A 19,790-nucleotide genomic window follows, 5' to 3' on the forward strand; every position below is an offset into this window, starting at 1 on the left:
CCGGAACGAGGCTCCATGGCTCATCCCCGGCCCTCCCGCCGCTCGCTCCTGCAGTCCGGGGCGGCGCTCGCCGCACTGGCCCTGGCCGGCGGCTGCTCCTCCGACGGCGGAGGCGGGGAGCGGCAGCCCGGTGCCGGCGCCACCACCCCGGCCGCCGGTCCGGCCACCACCCCGGCGGACCGGCGCACCCTGCCGGCCGAGTCCGCCCCGCACACCCGCACTTTCATGGCCTGGCCGGCGCTGGAGGAGGTGTGGGGCGACCAGTTGCCCGGCGTCCGGCAGGACATCGCGGGCCTGGCCCGGGCGGTGGCCGGCTTCGAGCCGGTGGTGCTGCTGGCCCGCCCCGACCAGGCCGACCAGGCCCGCCGGGCCTGCGGTTCCTCGGTCGAGGTGCTGGACCTGATGGTCGACGACCTGTGGGCCCGGGACACCGGGCCGACCTTCGTCACCGGCCCGCCGGGACTCGCCGGGGTCGACTTCGACTTCAACGGCTGGGGCGGCAAGCAGACCCACGCCAACGACAGCCGGGTCGCCCGCACCCTCCTGGCCCACTACGGCATCACCCGCCTCCAGGCGCCGGTCACCGGTGAGGGCGGCGGCATCGAGGTGGACGGGGAGGGCACGCTGATGGCCACCGAGAGCTCCTGGGTCAACGAGAACCGCAACCCCGGGGTGCCCCGGGACCGGATCGAGGCGGCCTTCGAGGACCTGCTCGGCGTCGAGAAGGTGATCTGGTTCCAGGGCGTCGCCGGGCAGGACATCACCGACTGCCACGTCGACGCCCTCGCCCGCTTCGCCGAACCCGGCACCGTCCTGCTGCACCGCCCCGCCGCCGACACCCCGCCGGACGTCTGGACCACGGCCTCGGAGCAGGCGCGGCAGGTGCTGCGGTCGGCGACCGACGCCAAGGGGCGCGCGCTGCGGGTGGTGGACCTGCCCGAGCCGGACTTCGGGCTGATCCAGGGCGCGGGCAAGGACTTCCTCGCCACCTACGTCAACTACTACGTCTGCAACGGGGCCGTCATCGTCCCGCGCTTCGGGGACCGGGCCGCGGACGACCGGGCGGCCGGCGTCATCGGCGACCTGCATCCCGGGCGCACGGTCACCCAGGTGGACATCAACCACATCGCCGCGGGCGGCGGCGGCATCCACTGCGCCACCCAGCAGCAGCCCGCCGGGTGAGACCACGGGCCGGGCCCGGCGCGCGCACCGGGCCCGGCCCCGTCGGCTACGGCAGCGGCTCGTGCATGGTCGAGCAGTGGATGCCGCCGCCCCCGGCCATCAGGCGGTCGACGTCGAGCTGCACCACCTCGCGGCCCGGGAACGCCGCGGCCAGCGCCTCCCTGGCGGCGGCGTCCTTGCGGGCGTCGCCGAACTGCGTGGTGACGACGCCGCCGTTGACGAGGTGGAAGTTGAGGTAGGAGTCGACGAACTTCGAGCTGCGGGAGCGCACCGTGTCCGGGCCGTGCACGGGGACGACCCGCAGACGGCGGCCCCGGGCGTCGGTGGCGGCGGACAGGAGGGCGAACTGCTCGCGGGCGTCCCGGGCCCAGACGTCGTTCCGGTCGGCCGGCGGCAGCTGGACCATCACCACGCCGGGGCGCACGAAGCGGGAGGTGACGTCGACGTGGTCGTCGGTGACGTCCTGGCCCTTGATGCCCGGCAGCCAGATCATGGTGTCCGCGCCGTAGGCCTCCAGGACGGCGTCCTCGATCTCGTCCCGGCTCATGCCCCGGTTGCGGTTCTTGTTCACCAGGCTGCTCTCGGTGGCCATCACGGTGCCGTCGCCGTCGGTCTCGACGGCGCCGCCCTCGCCGACGAAGTCCGCGTAGGAGTGGCGCAGCCCACGGTGGGCGGCGAGGCGTTCGGCGACCCGGGCGTCGTCGTGGTGCACCTGCTTGTCGCCCCAGCCGTTGAAGTTGAGGACCACGGCGTCCAGGCCGCCGTGGCCGTCCCGGCGGAACACCGGCGCGATGTCGCGCATCCACAGGTCGTCGGTGGGGATCGCGGTGATCACCTCGACGCCGGAGCCGCACTGCGCCCGGGCCTTGCCCGCCGTCCAGTCGTCGGGGGCGCACATCACCACCGGCTCGAACTCGGCGATCGTCCGGGCGATCAGCGCGATGTCCTGCTGGACCCCGCCCAGCCGCAGCCCCCACACGCCGCGCCGGGAGGGCCAGGACATCCAGGTCCGCGCGTGCGGGACGTCGTCCGCCGGTACCCGGGAGAAGGGCTCGGCGGTCCGGTCATCGCGGTAGCGGGTCATGAGGGTCTCCAGATCGTGCGACGGTGCCCGGGCGGGGCGAGGGGGCGTCCGGCCGGCTGCTCCAGCGTCGCACTGACTGAAAAGTCAGTCAAACCGACAGGCGGAAGGTGGCGCAACGAGGAGCGGTGACGTGCGCGGCGTGGCGGTTCCGCGGTCCTGCTGCCCGGCGGCCCGGCCCCTCAGGACCCGAGCCGGGCCACCTCGGTGTCGATCGCGTCGGTCATCAGCGTCCGGGCGTGCGCCAACGGCAGGCTCCCGCTCAGCCAGCGGGTGCTCAGCCCTTCCAGCAGCGCGGTCAGCCGCTCCGCCGCCCCCGCCAGCGCGACCGCCGAGGACATCGGCCGCACCGCGCCGAGCAGCTCGGCGATCTCCTGCACCCAGATCCGGGTCGCCCGCGCCAGGTCCTCGCGCAGGGTCTCGTCGAACACCGCGCTCGCCCGCAGCTCGCCCCAGGCGGTGCTGTTCTCCCGCACCTCGACGGTGTCCTGCAGCTCCAGCAGCAGCGTCTGCTCCAGCTCCTCGCGGGCGGTCGGCGGCGGTGCGTCCGCGGCGCGCTCGGTGGTGTACCGCTCCGCCCGGTCGTTGATGAACTCCAGCGTCTGCTTGAGGATCCCCGTACGGTCCTTGAAGTGGTAGTAGATCAGCGCGGTGGACACCCCCGCCTCGGCGGCGAGCTCCTCCACCCGCAGCCCGCGCACCCCGCGGCGCGCGATCACCCGCGCCGCTGCTTCCAGGATCGACGTTTTACGACTGGCCATGATCCGCCACCTTACCCCGGGGCCCGGGCCGCGCTCCGCCCGCCCGCTGAAAGTCCCGTCAGCCGCCGATCACGGGCCGCGGGCCGGCCGGGACGCACGGTGTTCACCGTCCGCCTCCCGGCCGTCGGACCCGCCCTCCGGCGGGGTGGCGGAGCGTCAGGCGTAGATCCGGGCGTAGAGGTCCTGGATCTGGGCGGCGCTGGGGACGGCGGGATTGTTGGCGGGGGAGCCCGAGGCGAGGGCCTGTTCGGCCATCAGGGGGGTGAGGCGCGTCCACGCCTCGTGGGCGATGCCGTAGCTGCGGGGGGTGGGGACGTCCAGGTCGCGGCAGAGGGCGCGCAGGGCGTCGACGAGCTTGTCGGCGGCGGCGTCGTCGGGATCGGCGGCGGTCGCGGCCCCCAGGGCGCGGGCGCAGTCGGCGTACCGGGCGGGCGCGGCGTGGACGGAGAAGGCGGTCACGGCGGGGAACAGCATCGCGTTCGACAGGCCGTGGGCGACGTGGAAGTGGGCGCCGATCGGGCGGCTCATGCCGTGCACCAGGGCGACGCTGGAGTTCGAGAAGGCGATGCCGGCCTGGGTCGCGGCGAGCATCATGGCCTCGCGCGCCCCGGTGTCCGAGCCGTCCGCGTAGGCGCGGCGCAGATGGCGGCCGATGGTGCCGATCGCGGTGAGGGCGAGGCCGTCGGAGAAGGGGTTGGCCTTGCGGCTCACATACGCCTCGACCGCGTGGGTGAGGGCGTCGATGCCGGTGTCGGCGGTCAGCCGGGACGGCATCGACAGGGTCAGCTCGACGTCGACCACGGCGGCGATCGGCAGGAACGCCGGCCCCGGACAGAGCATCTTCTCGTCCGTGGCGCTGTCGGTGATGACGGTGAACTGGGTCGCCTCCGAGCCGCTGCCGGCGGTGGTCGGGACCGCGATCACCGGCAGCGCCGGCCCCCGGTTGACCCGCGGCGCCTTGTAGTCGCGCATCTCGCCGCCCTGCACGCCCAGCAGGGCGAGCGCCTTGGCGCTGTCCATCGGGCTGCCGCCGCCGAACCCGATGACCGAGTCCGCGGCGTGCGCGCGCAGCGCCGCCAGGCCCAGGACCAGCGAGTCGGTGGTCGGGTCGGGCACGGTGCCGGCGAACAGCCTCGAGTGCAGTCCGGCCTCCAGCAGCGTCGAGGTCAGGCGCCCGGCCGCGCCGCTGCCGACCAGGAAGGCGTCCGTGACCAGGAGGGGGCGGCTGAGCCCCAGTTCCTGGAGGACGTCGCCGAGTTCGGCGGCGGCGCCGCGGCCGACACGCATGATCCGCGGCAGGGCGAGGCCGGCAACCATGGAGAACCCCTCAAGGTGGGAGAGCGCGGGCCGGGCGCTCCGGCCGGGAAGGTTCGACTGTGCCGCCCGCGAGGGTGTGCGCTCAAGTGCCAATCGCGCAGACGGGGTGTGCGCGAATGCAGATAGGGTGGTCCCGTGCGCTCCCGTTCCCGCCCGGTCGGCGACCGGCTCCGCGCGGACGACCTGCGCCACCTGCTCGCGGTCGCCCGGACGGGGCGGCTGGTGACCGCCGCCGACGCGCTCGGCGTGGACCACACCACCGTCTCGCGCCGCATCGCCGCGCTGGAGCAGAGCCTGGGCGTGCGGCTGATCGAACGCGGCACCGAGGGCTGGGCCCTGACGGACGCCGGGAAGGCCGTCTGCGAGAGCGCCCGCGCGATCGAGGACGCCCTCGTCCGCGCCGTCGACGCGGTGTCCGGCCAGGACGCGCCGTCCCTGCACGGCACCGTCCGGGTGAGCGCGCCGGACGGCTTCGGCACCGTCTTCGCCACCCCGGCGCTGGCCCGGGTGCGCCGCCGCCACTCCCGGCTGCAGGCCGAACTCATCACGGCGACGCGGCAGTTGCCGCTGCGCCCGGCCGGCTTCGACCTCGCCCTGACCATCGGCAGGCCGCCGCGCAGCCGGCTGGTCACCGAGCACCTCACGGACTACGCGCTGGGGCTGTACGCCGCCGACGAGTACCTCGCGCGGCGCGGGGCCCCCGGCGCGGTCGCCGAGCTGCGGGAGCATCCGCTGGTCTTCTACATCGAGTCGATGCTCCAGGTCGGTGACCTCGACATCGAACGCCATCTGCCGGGCACCACGCCCGCGTTCTCCTCCACCAACGTCTTCGCCCAGGTCGAGGCCACCCGGCTGGGGGCCGGCATCGGCGTGCTGCCCGCCTTCCTCGCCGACCGGGCCGGACTGCGGCGGCTGCTGGCCGACGAGGTCGACATCCGGCTGCCGATCACGCTGGCCGTGCGGCGGGAGGCGGTGACGCAGCCCGCGGTGCGGGCCGTGCGCGACGCCCTGCACCGGGAGGTCGCCGACCGCGCCGCCGAACTGCTCCCCGAGGGTCCCGGCCACGGGTCCGCGGCGGCTCCGTAGGGGGGCCGTAGGTGGGGTCGGAGTCTGACGCGGCGTCCGGGTGACGGTGGGTCGAATCCGGTGGTGGCGGCTCCCCGATGGGCCAGGCGGAGGTTTGTCGGCATGACAGATAGTAATATTATGTGCACATAGTGTTTCCATGACAAGAGACCTTCGCGGTCCGTCGCGGCTACTGGAGCGCACGGCCCGCCTCGTGACGACAGCAACGTTGCTGGGAACCCTCAGCGCCGGCCTCACCGGATTACCGGCGCAGGCCGAACCGACCCCCCGGCAGGCGGCCGCGAACACCGGCGAACGCGTCCTGGCCACCGGCACGCCACTTGTCCAGGAGACGTTCACCGGGGCCACGGCGGACCCCCGCTTCACCGCCGTGGGCACCGCGTGCCTCACCGGCGCGCCCGCCGGCACGCTCACCCCCGGCGGCCATCCGCTCGGGGGCTGCCCGGTCGTCGAGACCGGGCCGGTGCCGCCGCTGAACGCCGCGCCGCACGGATACCTCCGGATCACCGACTCCGGCTTCGACGAGGCCGGCGCCGTCCTGTTCGACCAGGCGCTGCCGGCCGGCAACGGTCTGGACGTCAGCTTCGACCAGTGGCAGTACGGCAGCACCACACCCGCCACCCCGGCCGACGGCATCTCCTTCTTCCTGGTCAACGGCGACACCTCGCTCACCCACCCCGGCGCCTTCGGCGGCAGCCTCGGCTACGCGCAGAAGCTGCCCGACGACGACCCGAGCCTCGCCTTCCTGCCCGGCGTCGACCGCGGCTACCTGGGCGTCGGTCTCGACGTCCTCGGCAACTACTTCGGCGACTGGGAGCACCGCGGCAACGGCTGCGCGACCCGCTCGCCGGCCGGCACCGGGTTCCGCGTCCCCGCGCCCGGCGCCAACATGGTCACCGTCCGCGGCCCCGGCGACGGCACCACCGGCTACTGCTTCCTGACCGCGACGACCAGCAACTTCACCACCTCCGGCCCATGGCCCTCCACCCTGCCGGGCACCCTGCAGGGCCCGCTGACAGTGATGCCGCCCCTGGTGACCCCGGCGCAGGCGGAGACCCTGCTGGAGCCCTCCCGCCGCCGGGTGAACGTGCACCTGACGCCCGCGCCGTCGCCGGTGCTGACGGTGAGCGTGGACTTCAACGACGGCACCGGCGCGCACCAGGTGCTGTCCACCCCGGCTCCGACGCCCGTTCCCGCCACCTACAAGTTCGGCTTCGCGGGGTCGACCGGCGGGTTCACCGACGTGCACCTGCTCCGCAACGTGACCGTCACCACCGACCAGCCGCTGCCCGCCCTGAACCTGGTCAAGCAGGCCCACCAGCCGCTGCCCGGACTCATCACGGTCGGAACGCCGGTGCCGTACGACTTCGTGGTGACCAACTCCGGGAACGTGCCGATCGCCAACCTGGGCGTCAACGACCCCAAGGTCGGCCCGGTCAGCTGCCCCGTCGTCACCCTGGACCCCGGCGAGACCGTCACCTGCACGGCCACCTACCTGGTGACCGCCGCCGACGCCCAGGCCGGCCACATCGCCAACACGGCCGTGGCCACCGGCACCGCCGACGGCACCCCGATCGAGTCCCCGCCCGCCGCGGAGACCGTTCCGGTGGTGGCACCGCCGGGCATCGAGCTGACCAAGCACGCCGACGCCCCGGGCCCGTTCGCGGTCGGGGACACCGTGCCGTACAGCTACGTGGTCACCAACACCGGCGGTGTCCAGGTGGCCGCCGTCAGCGTGACGGACGACAGGGTCACCGGCATCACCTGCGCCGCCACCACGCTGGCCCCGGCCGGCAGCCCCGGCGACAGCACCACCTGTCACGGCAGCTACGTCATCACCCAGGCGGACGCCGACCTCGGCCAGGTCGTCAACAACGCCGTCGCCCACGGTACGGCCAACGGAGCCCCGATCACCTCCCCGCCGACCGAGGCCACCGTCCCGGTGGTCTCGACGTCGAGCCTGGGCCTGACGAAGCAGGCGAACACCCCCGGCCCGGTGAACGTGGGCGAGACCATCACCTACACGTACGCCGTGACGAACACGGGCGCGACGACGTTGCACAGCGTCATCGTCACCGATGACCATGTCACGCCGGTGAACTGCCCCGGGACGACGCTCGGTTCCGGGCAGAGCATGATGTGCACCGGAACCTACGTGGTGACGGCGGCGGATGCGGTGGCGGGACACCTCACCAACGTGGCGACGGCCAACGCTCTCAACCCGCACGGCGTGCCCGTCGAGAGCCCGCCGGCGCAGGTGACGGTCGAGGTGGTGGGTGTCGCGAGTCTGGCCTTGGAGAAGAAGGCGAGTACTCCTGGCCCGGTGCACGTGGGGGACACGATCACGTACACGTACACGGTGACGAACACGGGGACGGCCGCGGTGCACAACCTGACCGTGACCGATGACCGGGTCTCGCCGGTGACCTGTGTGGCAACGACCCTCGCTTCCGGGCAGAGTACGACCTGCACCGGTAGCTACGTGGTGACCAGCGCGGATGCGGTGGCGGGTCACGTGCTCAATGTGGCGACGGCGAACGCTCTCAACCCCGAGGGTGAGCCGGTTGCGAGTCCGCCGGCGCAGGAGACGGTGCCGGTCGCGTCGGTGGCGAGCCTGTCCCTGGCCAAGCGGGCCGACACGGCCGGTCCGGTGCATGTGGGGGACACGATCACGTACACGTACACGGTGACGAACACGGGGACGGCGGCGGTGCACAGCCTGACCGTGACGGACGACCTCGTGTCGCCGGTGACCTGCATCGCGACCTCGCTCGCCGCCGGGCAGAGTACGACCTGCACCGGTAGCTACGTGGTGACCAGCGCGGATGCGGTGGCGGGTCACGTGCTCAATGTGGCGACGGCGAACGCCTTCAACCCCGAGGGTGAGCCGGTCGCGAGTCCGCCGGCGCAGGAGACGGTGCCGGTCGCGTCGGTGGCGAGCCTGTCCCTGGCCAAGCGGGCCGACACCGCCGGTCCGGCGCACGTGGGTGACACGATCACGTACACCTACACGGTCACCAACACGGGGACGGCCGCGGTGCACAGCCTGACCGTGACCGATGACCGGGTCTCGTCGGTGACCTGTGTGGCGACGACCCTCGCCGCCGGGCAGGGCACGACCTGCACCGGTACCTACGTGGTGACCAGCGCGGACGCGGCGGCCGGCAGCGTGACCAACCACGCCACGGCCAACGGTCTCGACCCGCAGGGCCGGCCCGTCCAGAGCCCGCAGGCGCAGACCACCGTGCAGGTGGCGGGCGCCACGTCGGGCCTGTCGCTGACCAAGCGGGCCGACCTGCCCGGCCCGGTCCATGTCGGTGACACGATCACGTACACCTACACGGTCACCAACACCGGCACGACCACGCTGACCGACCTGACCATCGACGACGACAAGGTCTCGGACATCACGTGCGCCGAGACGACCCTCGCTCCCGGGCAGAGCACGACCTGCACCGGCAGCTACGTGGTCACCGAGCACGATGCCAAGGCGGGTCACGTGACCAACCGCGCGACGGCCAAGGCCCTCGACCCGGACTGCCGGCCCGTCCAGAGCCCGCCCGTCGAGCTCTGCATCACCGTCGAGGAGGAATGGTCGCCGCCGCACCACGGCCACGAGTCGGCGCGCCCCGAGTACTTCGACTACCTCGACCACCTCGGCCACTTCGGCTACTTCGGCTACCCGGCCGAGGCCGCGTGACCGGCGAGCGGTCCGGGCCGATAGCCGACCCGGGTCCGGCACCCGGTCCGTCGCCGTCGTTCCGGCGGCGTCGGCCGGTGCCTCCCGGGTACCCGGCCCGCCAGGTCGCACGGCCTGGCTCCCGCTCCACCGCAGCGGCCCCACCGGCGATCCGTCCGGTGGGGCCGCTGCGGCATGACGGGCTCAGGGGCGGTGCGGGGGAAGGGGATTGGGGCGGGCGGTGGACAGGCCGTCGAGGATGATGTGGAGGTTGCGCTCCCACTGATGGTCGTCGGCGGTCAGGCCGATGGTGCGGGCCGCGGTGGCCACGCCGGCGAGGAGGAAGGGGACGTCCTGCCAGGTGACGTCCGGGCGCAGGACGCCGGCGGCGTGGGTGCGGTCGACCAGGAGGCGGATCTGCTCGCGCAGGTCGGCGAGCGGGGCCTTTGGGGCGATGCCGCAACTGCCGCCCAGGGCCTCGTTGATGCCGCAGCTCCGGGTGCGGAGCCGGACGTAGCCGGCGGCGAAGTCGCGGAAGCCGGTCCACGGGTCGGGGGCGGCGAGCGCGGTGCGCGCCAGCGTCACCAGGTCGGTGAGGAGTTCGGTGAGGACGGCTTCGAGGAGCACCTCGCGGGAGGGGATGCGCCGGTAGAACGTGCCGACGCCGACGCCGGCGCGGCGGGCGATCTCGTGGGCGGTGGCGGCTTCGACGCCGATGTCGGCGATGGCCTCGCGGGCCGCGGCGACCAGCTTCGCCACGTTGCGCCGGGCGTCGGCCCGGGGCTGCGGGCCGGGGCCGTGCGCCAGGAGCAGGTCGACGGCGGTGTCGTGCGCGTTCATGGGCCGAGCCTAGCAATAAGTGGACAGGGCCTGTCCGGTTGGTTAGCCTGACGGTCAACCGGACAGGAGTTGTCCGTTTGTCGGCGGGGGGTTTCGGCATGGCGATCGCACCGATCCGCGTGGGCATCATCGGCGCCAACCCCGAGCGCGGGTGGGCGGCCAGGGCCCATGTGCCCGCGCTGCGGGCACTGCCGGAGTACGTGCTCACGGCGGTCGGCACCAGCCGGGAGCGGAGCGCCGGGGAGGCGGCCCGGCGGTTCGGCGCCGCGCACGCCTTCACCGACCCGCGGAGACTGGCCGGGCACCCCGAGGTCGACCTGGTGGTGATCACGGTCAAGGTGCCGGCCCATGCCGAGCTGGTCGGGGCCGCGCTGGCCGCCGGCAAGCACGTCTACTGCGAGTGGCCGCTGGCCCGGACGACCGAGGAGGCGGCGGCCCTCGTCGCGGCGGCCGGGGCCGCGCGGGTCCGTCATGTCATCGGTCTGCAGGCTCGCTACGCCCCGGCCGTCGCCCAGGCGCGGGAGCTGATCGCCGCCGGACGCCTCGGGCGGATCACCGCGGTGACCGTGTACGCGGCGCGTGGGAAGGCGGCCGGCGGGCGGATCCCGGGCTGGGCCGTCTACACCCTCGACCGTGCCAACGGTGCGGGCCTGCTGGAGGTCGCCGGCGGGCACACGCTGGACGCGGTGGCGCACGTGCTCCGCGCCGAACTCGCCGAACTCGTCGACGTCTCGGCCACGCTGGCCGTGCAGCACCCGACCGCCACCGTCGCCGAGACCGGTGAGCGGGTCGACGTCACCAGCCCGGACCACCTGCTGCTCCACGGCAGGTTCGCCAACGGCGCGCTGCTGTCCGCCCACATCCACGACGGCAAAGCCGGTCACGGGCACACCCGGATCGAGATCTCCGGCACCGAGGGCGACCTGACCCTGCTCTCCGCCGGTCCGGCCGGGCCGGCGGGCGTCCAGATCGGGGAACTGCTCCTCCTCTCCACGGCCGCCGGGGCCTCCGGCCCGCAGGAACTGCCGATCGCCGCCCGGCACCGGCTCCCGGACCCCGGCGCCGAGGCCCGCAACGTCGCCGGGCTCTACGCCCGCCTCGCCGAGGACCTGCGCGAGGGGACCCGGACCACCCCCGACTTCACCGACGGCCTGCGCCTGCACCGCCTGCTCGACACCGTCCGCGCCTCCGCCGCCGACGGGGCGGGGTAGCGCGGACGGGCAGCACCGTCGAGGTGCTGCCCGTCCGCGGCGGCTGAACGGCTATCCGGCGGTCAGTTCGGCGGCGTAGCGGTCGGCGACCTCCGCCAGGTTGTGGAGGAGCCGGTTCGGGTGGCCGTGGTCCTCCAGGATCCTGCGGGCGGCGGCGAGGTCGCCGTCCAGCAGGGTGCCGACGACCACCAGGGCATTGGCCGGGGGCAGGTGGTGTCCGGTGACCCACCGCTGGACCGCGGCCATGCCCTCGCGGGCCAGTACCTCGCGCAGTTCCCCGATCACCGGGGCGAGCCACTCGGCCCGCAGGGCGTATTCGCCGCGGCCGGCGAACGTGGTGGCGAGTCCGGCCAGCAGCTCGGCCGGGTACTGCTCGACCGGCTCGGCGAAGTCGGGGTAGTCCTTGGCGAACTCGTCCCAGTCGGCGTCGACGTCGGCGATGTCCTTGGGGAGCACCGGCCACCGGGCGTAGTTCTCCTCGGAGCGGGTGAACACCTCGCGCAGCAGGGTGTAGGACACCCCGGTGGTGCGCGAGAGCAGCACCGCGTCGTAGAGGTCCTTGCCCTGCGGGTGGGAGTCGGAGACCAGCCAGAGGATCTTCCAGGCCAGCGAGAGCTCCGGCGTCGCGGCGAGCAACGGGGCCCCGACGCCGGGGAGTTCGCAGGGCTGTGGGGCGGTGGGCAGGTGCTCGGTGAAGACGAAGTCCAGCTGGACGGTGCCGCCGGGCACGTCCGGGGCCGTCCACGGCAGCACCAGCCGGCGTCCGGGGATGCGGCCGTACGTCCAGATCTCGTCGTCGGCCGCCCGGTCGGCGTGCAGTCGCACCGTGCCGGAGAGCGCCTCGGCCCCGGCGGCGAGTTCGGTGAGCATCCGGTCGGTCCGGGCGTCCTCCAGCAGCCAGTCCGTCGGCTGCACGACGAAGTCCAGGTCGCCCGGCTCCCTGGCCTGCTCGCCGTACCAGGCGCGCAGCAGGATGCTGCCGCGCAGCACGAGGTGCTCCGCCCACGGGGAGGCGGCGACGGCGGACAGGACGGTGTTCAGCGCCTCGCGCCGGGCGGCGAGCCAGCGCTCGGCGAGTCGCGGGTCGCCGAAGACGGGCTCGCTCGGCCGCAGGGCCCGGGCGTACCCGGCGAGCGCGGGGTCGAAGACCGGTTGCTGACGCACCGCCTCGTCGTCGATCGGGCGGATGGACCGGGGCAGGTCCCGCTCCTCCCGGACGTCCTCCGGCGGGGGCTGCCCGGGCAGCGACAGGCCCTCCCATGGCCCGTAGTCGAGGCCCTCCCAGGCGAGGGGCCGCTCCTTGGTCATCGGGAATCTCCTTCTGTGGTGCGGTCGTGCTCGGTCAGCCATCCCGCGTCCAGCGCCTCGTCGCTGTCCACGGCGACGAACTCGCGTTCCACGGAGAGGAGGTGGTGGCCGTCGGCGGCGAGGTCGGCGAGCAGCGCCTCCAGGCGCCGGCCGGCGGTGGCCAGGCCGACCCGGCGGCACCGCTGGGTGACGAACCACTCGCGGCGGCCGTCCTCGCGCACCCGGCGCGGGTTGTGCGACAGGTGGGCGCCGTGCCGGACGGCGAGGTCGGCGAGGCCGGGTGCCGGGGCGGGCCCGGGCAGCAGCAGTCTGACGTGGTGCTCGAAGTAGCGGGCCGGTCCGTGCGCGGCGGCGTCCTCGTCCTCGGCCGGGACGCCCAGGGCCCACGGGGTGGCCTCGATCTTGGTGCGCAGGACGGTGAATCCGGCCCCGGCCAGCCGCTGCCCCGTCCGGGCGGCCGCCGCGGCGACCTCGTCCAGCGGCCCGCTGGTGCGCAGGGTGAGCATCGGCTGCGAGGGCGCCGTGCCGCGGGCCAGCAGGATGTGGGTGAACTTCAGGCCGTGGTCGGCGGCCCAGGCGGACAGCGCCTCGGCGGCGCCCGGTCGCACGGTGAGGTGCACCTCGAAGTCCCCCCGGAGGTCGGGGAGGGCCGGGGCGGCGTCGGGGTGCCGGTCAGGACGGGTGGCGAGCATGACGGCATCCTGCCAGAGGCCTCCGACAACGGCGCCGGGGTGGACGGTGCTCCGGCGGGGCGTCAGACCGTCCTCAGATAGCCGGGGGAGGCCCAGGCCTCGTCGTCGACCGTGAGCCAGGGGGCGGCCGCGACGGCCGTCGGCGTCGCCCCGGCGAAGGCGACCACCTCCCGGTGCAGGTGGGACTGGTCGGCGTAGCCGGCCTCGGCCGCGACCAGGGCGGGGCGGTGGCCGGCGGCGAGGCGGTGGGCCGCGTGGTCGAAGCGGACGAGCCGGGCCGCGTGCTTGGGCGTCAGGCCGGTCTGGCTCCGGAAGCGCGACCAGAGGCGCTTGCGGCTCCAGCCCGCCTCGGCCGCCAGCCGTTCGATCCGGACATCACCCCGGTGGGTCACCAACTGTCGCCAGACGAAGGCGACTTCCGGATCGACGGCGGGTCCGTCCCGGTGCCGCCGGGCGAGCTCGGCCTCGGCGAGCGCGAACCGGTCGGCCCAGGAGCCGGCGGCCCGCAGCCGCTCCTGGGTGCGGGCGGCGTCGCGGCCCCACAGGTCGTCGAGGCGGACGATCCTCCCGCCCAGGTCGGCGGCGGGCCCCAGGACGGCGTGCGCGACCATCGGCGACAGCCGGATCTGGAGGCACTCGATGTCCCGTCCGCGCCCGCGCAGGCCGTGGGGCGCGAGTCCGATGACGACGCTGCCGGTCTCCCGCTCGCCGCCGGCGTCGCCGACGGCGAGCGGGCCGTCGCCGAGGTCGACGGCCACGGTGACGGCCGGGTAGGGGACCACCGCCAGGTCGAGCGGGCCGGTGGCGCGGGCGCGGAATCCCGCCATGGCGACGCCCCCGATCCGGCCGGGGTGCCCGGGAGTTGTGATCTCCCACAGCGCCGCGGTGGCGCGCGGCGTGTCGACGGGGCGCATGCCGCCAGGCTACGGGACATTCGTCCAAGACCGGCGGCCCCGGCGGCGCCGAACCTGGTGGCCCGGGCAGCGAGCCCGGGGGCCGGAAAGGACCGCTCGTGACGCACCCGCTCGTGACGCACCCACCGATCGACCCCTTCGGGTCCGCAGTCGAACTCGCCGCCGCCATCCGCCGCAAGGAGGTGAGCCCGGTCGAGGTGGCCGACTGCTACCTCGCGCGGATGGACCACCTCGACCCCGGGCTGAACGCCTTCTGCCACCGCGACGACGCCGCCGTCCGCAAGGCCGCGTCCGCCGCGGCCGACGCGGTGGTGCGGGCCGAGTCCACCGACGACCTGCCGCCGTTCCACGGCGTCCCGCTGCCGGTCAAGGACCTGCGTGACGTCGCCGGCTGGCCCACCAGCCACGGTTCGGCCGGCGCGGGCCGGGAGCCGGCCGCGGCCTCGGACCCGGTGGTCCGGCGGTTCGTGGCCGCGGGGTTCGTGCTGCTCGGCAAGACCACCACCTCCGAGTTCGGCTCCCTGCCCTTCACCGAGAGCGAGGCGCTCGGCATCTCGCGCAACCCGTGGGCCCCGGACCGGACTCCGGGCGGCTCGTCGAGCGGCGCGGGCGTCGCGGTCGCCGCCGCAATGGCGCCCATCGCGCACGCCGAGGACGGCGGCGGCTCGATCCGCATCCCCGCCTCGTGCACCGGCCTGGTCGGCCTGAAGCCCACGCGCGGCCGGGTGACGGACGCGACCGTGGCCGTGGAGGGGCTCGGCTCCAGCGGGGTGGTGACCCGCTCCGTGGCCGACACCGCGGCCGCCCTGGACGTGCTCGCCCGGCACGACCCGGGCGCCTGGTGGTCGCCGCCCTCCCCGGGCCGCTCCTTCGCCGACGCGATGTGGGCGGACCCGCCCGCCGGACTGCGGATCGGCGTGCTCGTGGACTCCCCGCTCGACGGGGTGGAGGTGGACCCGGCGTGCGCGGCGGCCGTCGGCACGGCCCTGCGTGCGCTCGAATCGGCCGGCCACCACATCGTCGACACCCGCCTCCCGCTGCCCCGGACCGACGAACTGGTCACGGCGTTCACGACGATGTGGAACATCGGCGGCGCCGGGATCGCGCTCGCCGACCCGGACCGGGTCGAGCCGCACAACCGCGCCCTGCGCGACGCGGCCCGGTCGGTCGACTCCTGGGCCTACGCGGAGGGGGTGCTCGCGGCCCAGCGGCTGTCGCGGCGCGTCGTCGAGGGCTTCGTCGCCGGCTTCGACCTGCTGGTCACGCCCACCATGGCGTGCCTGCCGCCGCGGATCGGCGCCTGGCGGGCGGGCACCGACGAGGATCCCCTGATGGCGCTTCGCAACAGCTACCCGATGGGGGTGTTCACCTCCCTGTTCAACGTCACCGGGCAGCCGGCGGTCTCGCTGCCGCTCCACCACGACGACGCCACCGGCCTGCCGGTCGGTGTCCAACTCGTCGCCGCGCCGTGGCGGGAGGACCTCCTCCTCCAGGTGTCCCGCGTCCTGGAACTCGCCCACCCCTGGGGCGACCGCCGCCCGCCGGCCCGTGGCGGTGATCACGGGGGCGGGAGCAGGTAGCCCGGGCGGCGGGGACGCCGTCCGGGGCCGGGACGAGCACGGGGGTACCGTCCCCGGGCCCCGGACGGCGCCCCGCCCGGGGCCGGGAATACTGGTGGGATGCGCACGTACTCACCGGCCGCCGCGGTCGCGAATCTGCTGCTGGGGGTGCCGGCCGTGGTGCCGGTCTGGCTGCTGTGGTACTTCGCCGCCAACTGGCCGCTGGCGGCGCTGGGATGGACGGTGGGGGAGCCGACGGAGAACGACGGACCGCTGCCGTGGCTGGTGCTCGGGGGCCCGGTGGTAGCGGCCTTCGCGGGACTGTGGTGGCTGGCGAACCGGGGGCTGCGCCGCCGGTCCGGCGGGGGTCGGGGGTACTGGCCGCTGAGCGTCGCGCTGACCCTGGTGCCCACGGGCGCGCTCATCGCGGTGCCGTAGCGGCGGCGAGGGCGGCGGCGAGCAGGGCGGTGGCGCCGGCCAGGAGGAGCACGGTGGTGGGGGTGGTGCGGTCGACGACGGCGCCGCCGAGCAGGGCGGCGATCCCGATGGTGGCCTGGAAGGAGGCGGTGAACAGGACGCCCGCGGCCTCGGGGGCGTGCGGGGCGGCGGCGAGGAACCAGCTGAGGGAGCAGACCGGGACGGCGCCGTAGGCGACGCCCCAGAGCAGCAGCAGCGCGGTGGCGCCGGGGCCGGTGGTGCCGAGCACGGGCAGCAGCAGGGTGGCGCAGGCGAGTAGGGCGGCGGCCGCGGTGAACACCGGGCGCAGGGAGCGGGCGGCACACCGGCCGGCGAGCAGGTTGCCGAGCAGGCCGGCGGCGCCGTAGGCGAGCAGCAGGCCGCCGATCAGGCCCGGTCCGGCGTGGGTGACCTCGGCCAGGAACGGTGTGACGTAGGTGTAGCCGCCGAAGTGGGCGAGGACGATCAGGAAGGTCATCGCCAGGCCGGTGCGGGTGACCCGACCGGCGAGCAGTCCGCGCAGGACACCGAGGCCGGTGGTGGTGGCCGGCGGGGGCAGCGGGGGCAGGCAGAGCAGGAGCGCGGCCAGGACCAGCAGGGTGAGCACGCCCATCGCCGCGAAGGCCGCGCGCCAGCCCGCGAGCGAGCCGAGCAGGACCCCGGCCGGGACGCCCAGCACGGAGCCGAGCGGGACGGCGGTGAAGATCACGGTGTTGGCGCGGGCCTGCCGGTCCGGCGGGACGAGACGCGGGGCGAGCCCCGAGCCGATCGACCAGAAGGCGCCGATCACCAGGCCGAGCGCCACCCGGGCCACCAGCACCGCCCCGTACCCGGGGGCGAAGGCGTTCAGCAGGTCGGCGAAGGCGAGGAGCAGCAGCAGGGCGCAGAGCACGGTGCGGCGGTCGGCGCGGCGGGTCGCCACGGTGACCACCGGCGCGGCCACGGCGGCGACCAGGCCGGGCAGGGTCATCGTCAGCCCGGCGGTGCCGTCGGAGATCCGGAAGCTCGCGCCGATCGGGGTGAGCAGGCCGACGGGCAGGATCTCGGTGGTGACGATGGCGAAGACGCCCGCGGTGACGGCGAGGACGGCGGGCCACCCGCCGGTCCGGGGCCGGTTCCGGGGCCGGGTCCGGCTCTGTGGCAGGGGGCGGAGGGCGGCGGGGTGGGCGGTGTCGGGCATGACGGTGTTCCTGTCCGGGCACGGTGGGTGAGCGATGCCCGAAGTCCACCAAGCGGACGGGGGGTCGGGCTGGCGCGAATCGGACGTCAACCGTCCGGGCAGCCGTCCGGGCAACCGTCCGGGCAGCCGTCCGGGCAACCGTCCCGGAAGCCGTCCGGGAAACCGTCCCGGAAGCCGTCCGGGCAGCCGTCCCGGCAGCCGTCCTGATCCGGTCCGGGCGCTGGACGGATGGCTCTCACTGAGAGGTAAAATCGGGGGTATGAGTGCGGTCGCCCCGGACACGCCCGACACCGCGCTGGGCGAGGAGTTCTCCACCCTCCTCGTCGGCATCCAGCGCCTGGTGCGGCGCCGGTTGCGCGAGGGCCTGAGCGAACCGAGGCTGCGCGGCGCGCAGGTCGAACTGCTGCGCCTGGTCACGGACTTCCCCGGACTGCGGGTCTCGGACGCGGCCGAGGAGCTGTGTCTGGCCGGCAACTCGGTGTCCACCCTGGTCAACCAGCTGGTCGCGCTCGGCCTGCTGCGCCGCGAGGTGGATCCGGGCGACCGCCGGGCGGTGCTGCTGTACGCCACCGACGAGGCCGTCGAGCGGCTGGCGGCCTGGCGGGCCCGGCGGGAGGCGCTGGTCGGCGAGGTGGTGGCGGGGCTGTCGGCGGACGACCGGGCGGCGCTGGCCGCCGCGCTGCCCGCGCTGCGCGGGGTGGCGGCGGGCCTGCGGGGGCGGGCGGGCGAGCCGGGAGCGACGGCGGCGACGGCGGGAGGGAGGACCGGGCGATGACATCCGGATCCGAGGAGGCGGTGATCTGCCGCGGCCTGGAGTACACCTTCCGCCGCAGCCGGCGGAAGGGCGGCGGCACCCGGGCCGTCGACGGCGTCGACCTGACGGTGCGGGCCGGCGAGGTGTTCGGCCTGCTCGGCCCCAACGGCGCCGGCAAGACCACCACGATCCGGGCGATCACCACCCTGCTGCCCGTCGCCGCCGGAATGGTCCGGGTCTTCGGCCACGACGCGGCCCGGCGGCGGGCGGAGGTCCGCCGGCTGCTCGGCTACGTGCCGCAGCAGCTCTCCGCCGACGCCGGGCTGACCGGACGGGAGAACGTCGTACTGTTCGCCCGGGTCTTCGACGTCCAGCGCGCCGAGCGGGCCGCCCGGGTCGCCCAGGCGCTGGCCGCCGTCGACCTCACCGAGGCCGCCGACCGGCTGGCCGGGACCTACTCCGGCGGCATGGTGCGCCGGCTGGAGCTGGCCCAGGCCCTGGTCAGCGCGCCGCGGCTGCTGGTGCTGGACGAGCCCACCATCGGCCTGGACCCGATCGCCCGGGCCGGCGTCTGGGAGCGCATCGACGCCGTCCGCCGGGCCACCGGCATGACGGTGCTGGTGACCACCCACTACATGGACGAGGCGGACCGCCACTGCGACCGGGTCGCCCTGATGGACCGCGGCCGGATCCGCGCGCTGGGCACGCCCGGGGAGCTGAAGGACCGGGTCCGCGAACAGGACCCGGGGCTGCCCGACCCCTCGCTGGACGATGTGTTCCGTCACTACTCGGGCCGCGGGCTCGCCCGCGGCGAGGGGGCGGAAGGAGGCTTCGACGATGTCCGCCGGACCCGCCGCACGGCCAACCGCGTCGGCTGACCGCCCCGGTGACGGCGCCGGTCCCGGCCCCGGCGACGGCCCCGGTACTGGTGCCGCCCCGCCCGGCCTCGGCCTGCTGCTGGTGCCCCCGTCCGCCCGTACCGGCTGGCGGCAGGTGCCGGCCCGGGTGGCGGCGATGTGCGCGGTGGAACTGCAGAAGCTGCGCCACGACCGCACCGAGGTGTACACCCGGGCGGTCCAGCCCGCGCTCTGGCTGCTGATCTTCGGCCAGACCTTCACCCGGCTGAAGGCGATCCCGACCGGCGGGATCCCGTACCTGGACTACCTGGCGCCCGGGATCATCGCCCAGTCCGCGATGTTCGTCGCGATCTTCTACGGCATCATGATCATCTGGGAGCGGGACTCCGGGGTGCTGACCAAACTGCTGGTCACCCCGACCCCGCGGGCCGCGCTGGTGACCGGCAAGGCCTTCGCCGCCGGGGTGAAGGCGGTGCTGCAGGCCGCCGTGGTGGTGGTGCTCGCGGCGCTGCTGGGGGTCGCGATGACCTGGAACCCGCTGCGGCTGCTGGGCGTGGTGGCGGTGGTGGTGCTCGGCTCGGCCTTCTTCTCCTGCCTGTCGATGACCATCGCCGGCATCGTGCTGACCCGGGACCGGCTGATGGGCATCGGCCAGGCGATCACCATGCCGCTGTTCTTCGCCTCCAACGCCCTCTACCCGGTGGACCTGATGCCCGGCTGGCTGCAGGCGGTCAGCCGGGCCAACCCGCTCAGCTACCAGGTCGACGCCCTGCGCGGGCTGCTGATCGGCACGCCGTCGCACCTGCTGCTGGACTTCGGCGTGCTCACCCTGGCCACCGTCCTCGGCATCGCCGCCTCCTCGGCCCTGCTCGGCCGCCTCGCGCGGTAGCCACCGGGAGGCCGGGGTGGTCGG

At 74.8% G+C, this 19,790-nt stretch carries 18 protein-coding genes; 10 read left to right on the forward strand and 8 right to left on the reverse strand.

From position 1 onward, the window contains the following. Positions 1–15: 15 nt before the first annotated feature. Complete coding sequence (locus ACFCLZ_RS33595) at positions 16–1,182, forward strand: agmatine deiminase family protein (RefSeq protein WP_380281660.1); 1,167 nt, start codon at positions 16–18, stop codon at positions 1,180–1,182. A 46-nt stretch (positions 1,183–1,228) separates the two neighbouring features. Here ACFCLZ_RS33595 and ACFCLZ_RS33600 read toward each other — a convergent pair whose 3' ends face one another. The 3 genes from ACFCLZ_RS33600 to ACFCLZ_RS33610 form a co-directional block, all read right to left on the reverse strand. Beyond that, positions 1,229–2,266, reverse strand: coding sequence for an agmatine/peptidylarginine deiminase (locus ACFCLZ_RS33600; RefSeq protein ID WP_380281661.1), 1,038 nt, complete (start codon positions 2,264–2,266; stop codon positions 1,229–1,231). Positions 2,267–2,445: 179 nt separating this feature from the next. Next, on the reverse strand, positions 2,446–3,024 hold the full coding sequence (locus ACFCLZ_RS33605; protein ID WP_380281662.1) for a TetR/AcrR family transcriptional regulator: 579 nt from the start codon (positions 3,022–3,024) through the stop codon (positions 2,446–2,448). Positions 3,025–3,180: 156 nt separating this feature from the next. Next, positions 3,181–4,341 carry an iron-containing alcohol dehydrogenase gene (locus ACFCLZ_RS33610; protein WP_380281663.1) on the reverse strand — a complete coding sequence of 387 codons (1,161 nt, stop codon included), beginning with the start codon at positions 4,339–4,341 and terminating at the stop codon, positions 3,181–3,183. 135 nt (positions 4,342–4,476) lie between these two features. On the opposite strand from ACFCLZ_RS33610, the gene ACFCLZ_RS33615 reads away from it, so the two are divergent. Both ACFCLZ_RS33615 and ACFCLZ_RS33620 read left to right on the forward strand, forming a co-directional pair. Further along, positions 4,477–5,427 (forward strand): LysR family transcriptional regulator, encoded by a 951-nt coding sequence (locus tag ACFCLZ_RS33615; protein WP_380281664.1) that lies wholly within the window; start codon positions 4,477–4,479, stop codon positions 5,425–5,427. A 139-nt stretch (positions 5,428–5,566) separates the two neighbouring features. Then, positions 5,567–9,127 (forward strand): hypothetical protein, encoded by a 3,561-nt coding sequence (locus ACFCLZ_RS33620; RefSeq protein ID WP_380281665.1) that lies wholly within the window; start codon positions 5,567–5,569, stop codon positions 9,125–9,127. A gap of 183 nt (positions 9,128–9,310) precedes the next feature. Here ACFCLZ_RS33620 and ACFCLZ_RS33625 read toward each other — a convergent pair whose 3' ends face one another. Continuing rightward, positions 9,311–9,946 (reverse strand): TetR/AcrR family transcriptional regulator, encoded by a 636-nt coding sequence (locus ACFCLZ_RS33625; RefSeq protein WP_380281666.1) that lies wholly within the window; start codon positions 9,944–9,946, stop codon positions 9,311–9,313. A 98-nt stretch (positions 9,947–10,044) separates the two neighbouring features. Here ACFCLZ_RS33625 and ACFCLZ_RS33630 point away from each other — a divergent pair, with 98 nt between their 5' ends. Beyond that, on the forward strand, positions 10,045–11,157 hold the full coding sequence (locus tag ACFCLZ_RS33630) for a Gfo/Idh/MocA family protein (protein ID WP_380281667.1): 1,113 nt from the start codon (positions 10,045–10,047) through the stop codon (positions 11,155–11,157). Between the two features lie 51 nt (positions 11,158–11,208). On the opposite strand, the gene ACFCLZ_RS33635 is transcribed toward ACFCLZ_RS33630, so the two are convergent. From ACFCLZ_RS33635 to ACFCLZ_RS33645, 3 genes are all read right to left on the reverse strand, one after another. Beyond that, the gene (locus ACFCLZ_RS33635) at positions 11,209–12,465 is read right to left on the reverse strand and encodes a nucleotidyl transferase AbiEii/AbiGii toxin family protein (protein ID WP_380281668.1); all 1,257 of its coding nucleotides are present in this window, start codon (positions 12,463–12,465) and stop codon (positions 11,209–11,211) included. After that, positions 12,462–13,157 (reverse strand): hypothetical protein, encoded by a 696-nt coding sequence (locus ACFCLZ_RS33640; RefSeq protein WP_380281669.1) that lies wholly within the window; start codon positions 13,155–13,157, stop codon positions 12,462–12,464. Before ACFCLZ_RS33640 ends, ACFCLZ_RS33635 begins: the two co-directional genes overlap by 4 nt. Positions 13,158–13,219: 62 nt before the next feature. Further along, on the reverse strand, positions 13,220–14,071 hold the full coding sequence (locus ACFCLZ_RS33645) for a helix-turn-helix domain-containing protein (RefSeq protein ID WP_380281670.1): 852 nt from the start codon (positions 14,069–14,071) through the stop codon (positions 13,220–13,222). Positions 14,072–14,169: 98 nt separating this feature from the next. On the opposite strand from ACFCLZ_RS33645, the gene ACFCLZ_RS33650 reads away from it, so the two are divergent. Together ACFCLZ_RS33650 and ACFCLZ_RS33655 are read left to right on the forward strand one after the other, a co-directional pair. Beyond that, the gene (locus ACFCLZ_RS33650; RefSeq protein WP_380281671.1) at positions 14,170–15,651 is read left to right on the forward strand and encodes an amidase; all 1,482 of its coding nucleotides are present in this window, start codon (positions 14,170–14,172) and stop codon (positions 15,649–15,651) included. A gap of 99 nt (positions 15,652–15,750) precedes the next feature. Then, the gene (locus ACFCLZ_RS33655) at positions 15,751–16,068 is read left to right on the forward strand and encodes a hypothetical protein (protein ID WP_380281672.1); all 318 of its coding nucleotides are present in this window, start codon (positions 15,751–15,753) and stop codon (positions 16,066–16,068) included. Here the strand turns inward: ACFCLZ_RS33655 and ACFCLZ_RS33660 are convergent. Then, positions 16,052–17,266 carry an MFS transporter gene (locus ACFCLZ_RS33660; RefSeq protein ID WP_380281673.1) on the reverse strand — a complete coding sequence of 405 codons (1,215 nt, stop codon included), beginning with the start codon at positions 17,264–17,266 and terminating at the stop codon, positions 16,052–16,054. The two genes, ACFCLZ_RS33655 and ACFCLZ_RS33660, sit on opposite strands and share 17 nt — an antisense overlap. Positions 17,267–17,293: 27 nt before the next feature. Here ACFCLZ_RS33660 and ACFCLZ_RS33665 point away from each other — a divergent pair, with 27 nt between their 5' ends. From ACFCLZ_RS33665 to ACFCLZ_RS33680, 4 genes are read left to right on the forward strand one after another with little or no spacing between them, the layout of a single operon-like run. Then, positions 17,294–17,473: a PT domain-containing protein gene (locus ACFCLZ_RS33665; protein WP_380281674.1), complete on the forward strand. Its 180-nt coding sequence runs from the start codon at positions 17,294–17,296 to the stop codon at positions 17,471–17,473. A 52-nt stretch (positions 17,474–17,525) separates the two neighbouring features. Further along, positions 17,526–18,041, forward strand: a complete 516-nt coding sequence (locus tag ACFCLZ_RS33670) for a MarR family winged helix-turn-helix transcriptional regulator (protein ID WP_380281675.1) — start codon at positions 17,526–17,528, stop codon at positions 18,039–18,041. Further along, positions 18,038–18,898, forward strand: a complete 861-nt coding sequence (locus ACFCLZ_RS33675; protein ID WP_380281676.1) for an ATP-binding cassette domain-containing protein — start codon at positions 18,038–18,040, stop codon at positions 18,896–18,898. Before ACFCLZ_RS33670 ends, ACFCLZ_RS33675 begins: the two co-directional genes overlap by 4 nt. Next, on the forward strand, positions 18,858–19,766 hold the full coding sequence (locus tag ACFCLZ_RS33680; protein ID WP_380281677.1) for an ABC transporter permease: 909 nt from the start codon (positions 18,858–18,860) through the stop codon (positions 19,764–19,766). Before ACFCLZ_RS33675 ends, ACFCLZ_RS33680 begins: the two co-directional genes overlap by 41 nt. The last annotated feature ends 24 nt before the right edge of the window (positions 19,767–19,790 follow it).

Origin of the sequence: Kitasatospora purpeofusca, assembly GCF_042691725.1 — a bacterium.
Taxonomy (GTDB): Bacteria; Actinomycetota; Actinomycetes; order Streptomycetales; family Streptomycetaceae; genus Kitasatospora; species Kitasatospora purpeofusca_B.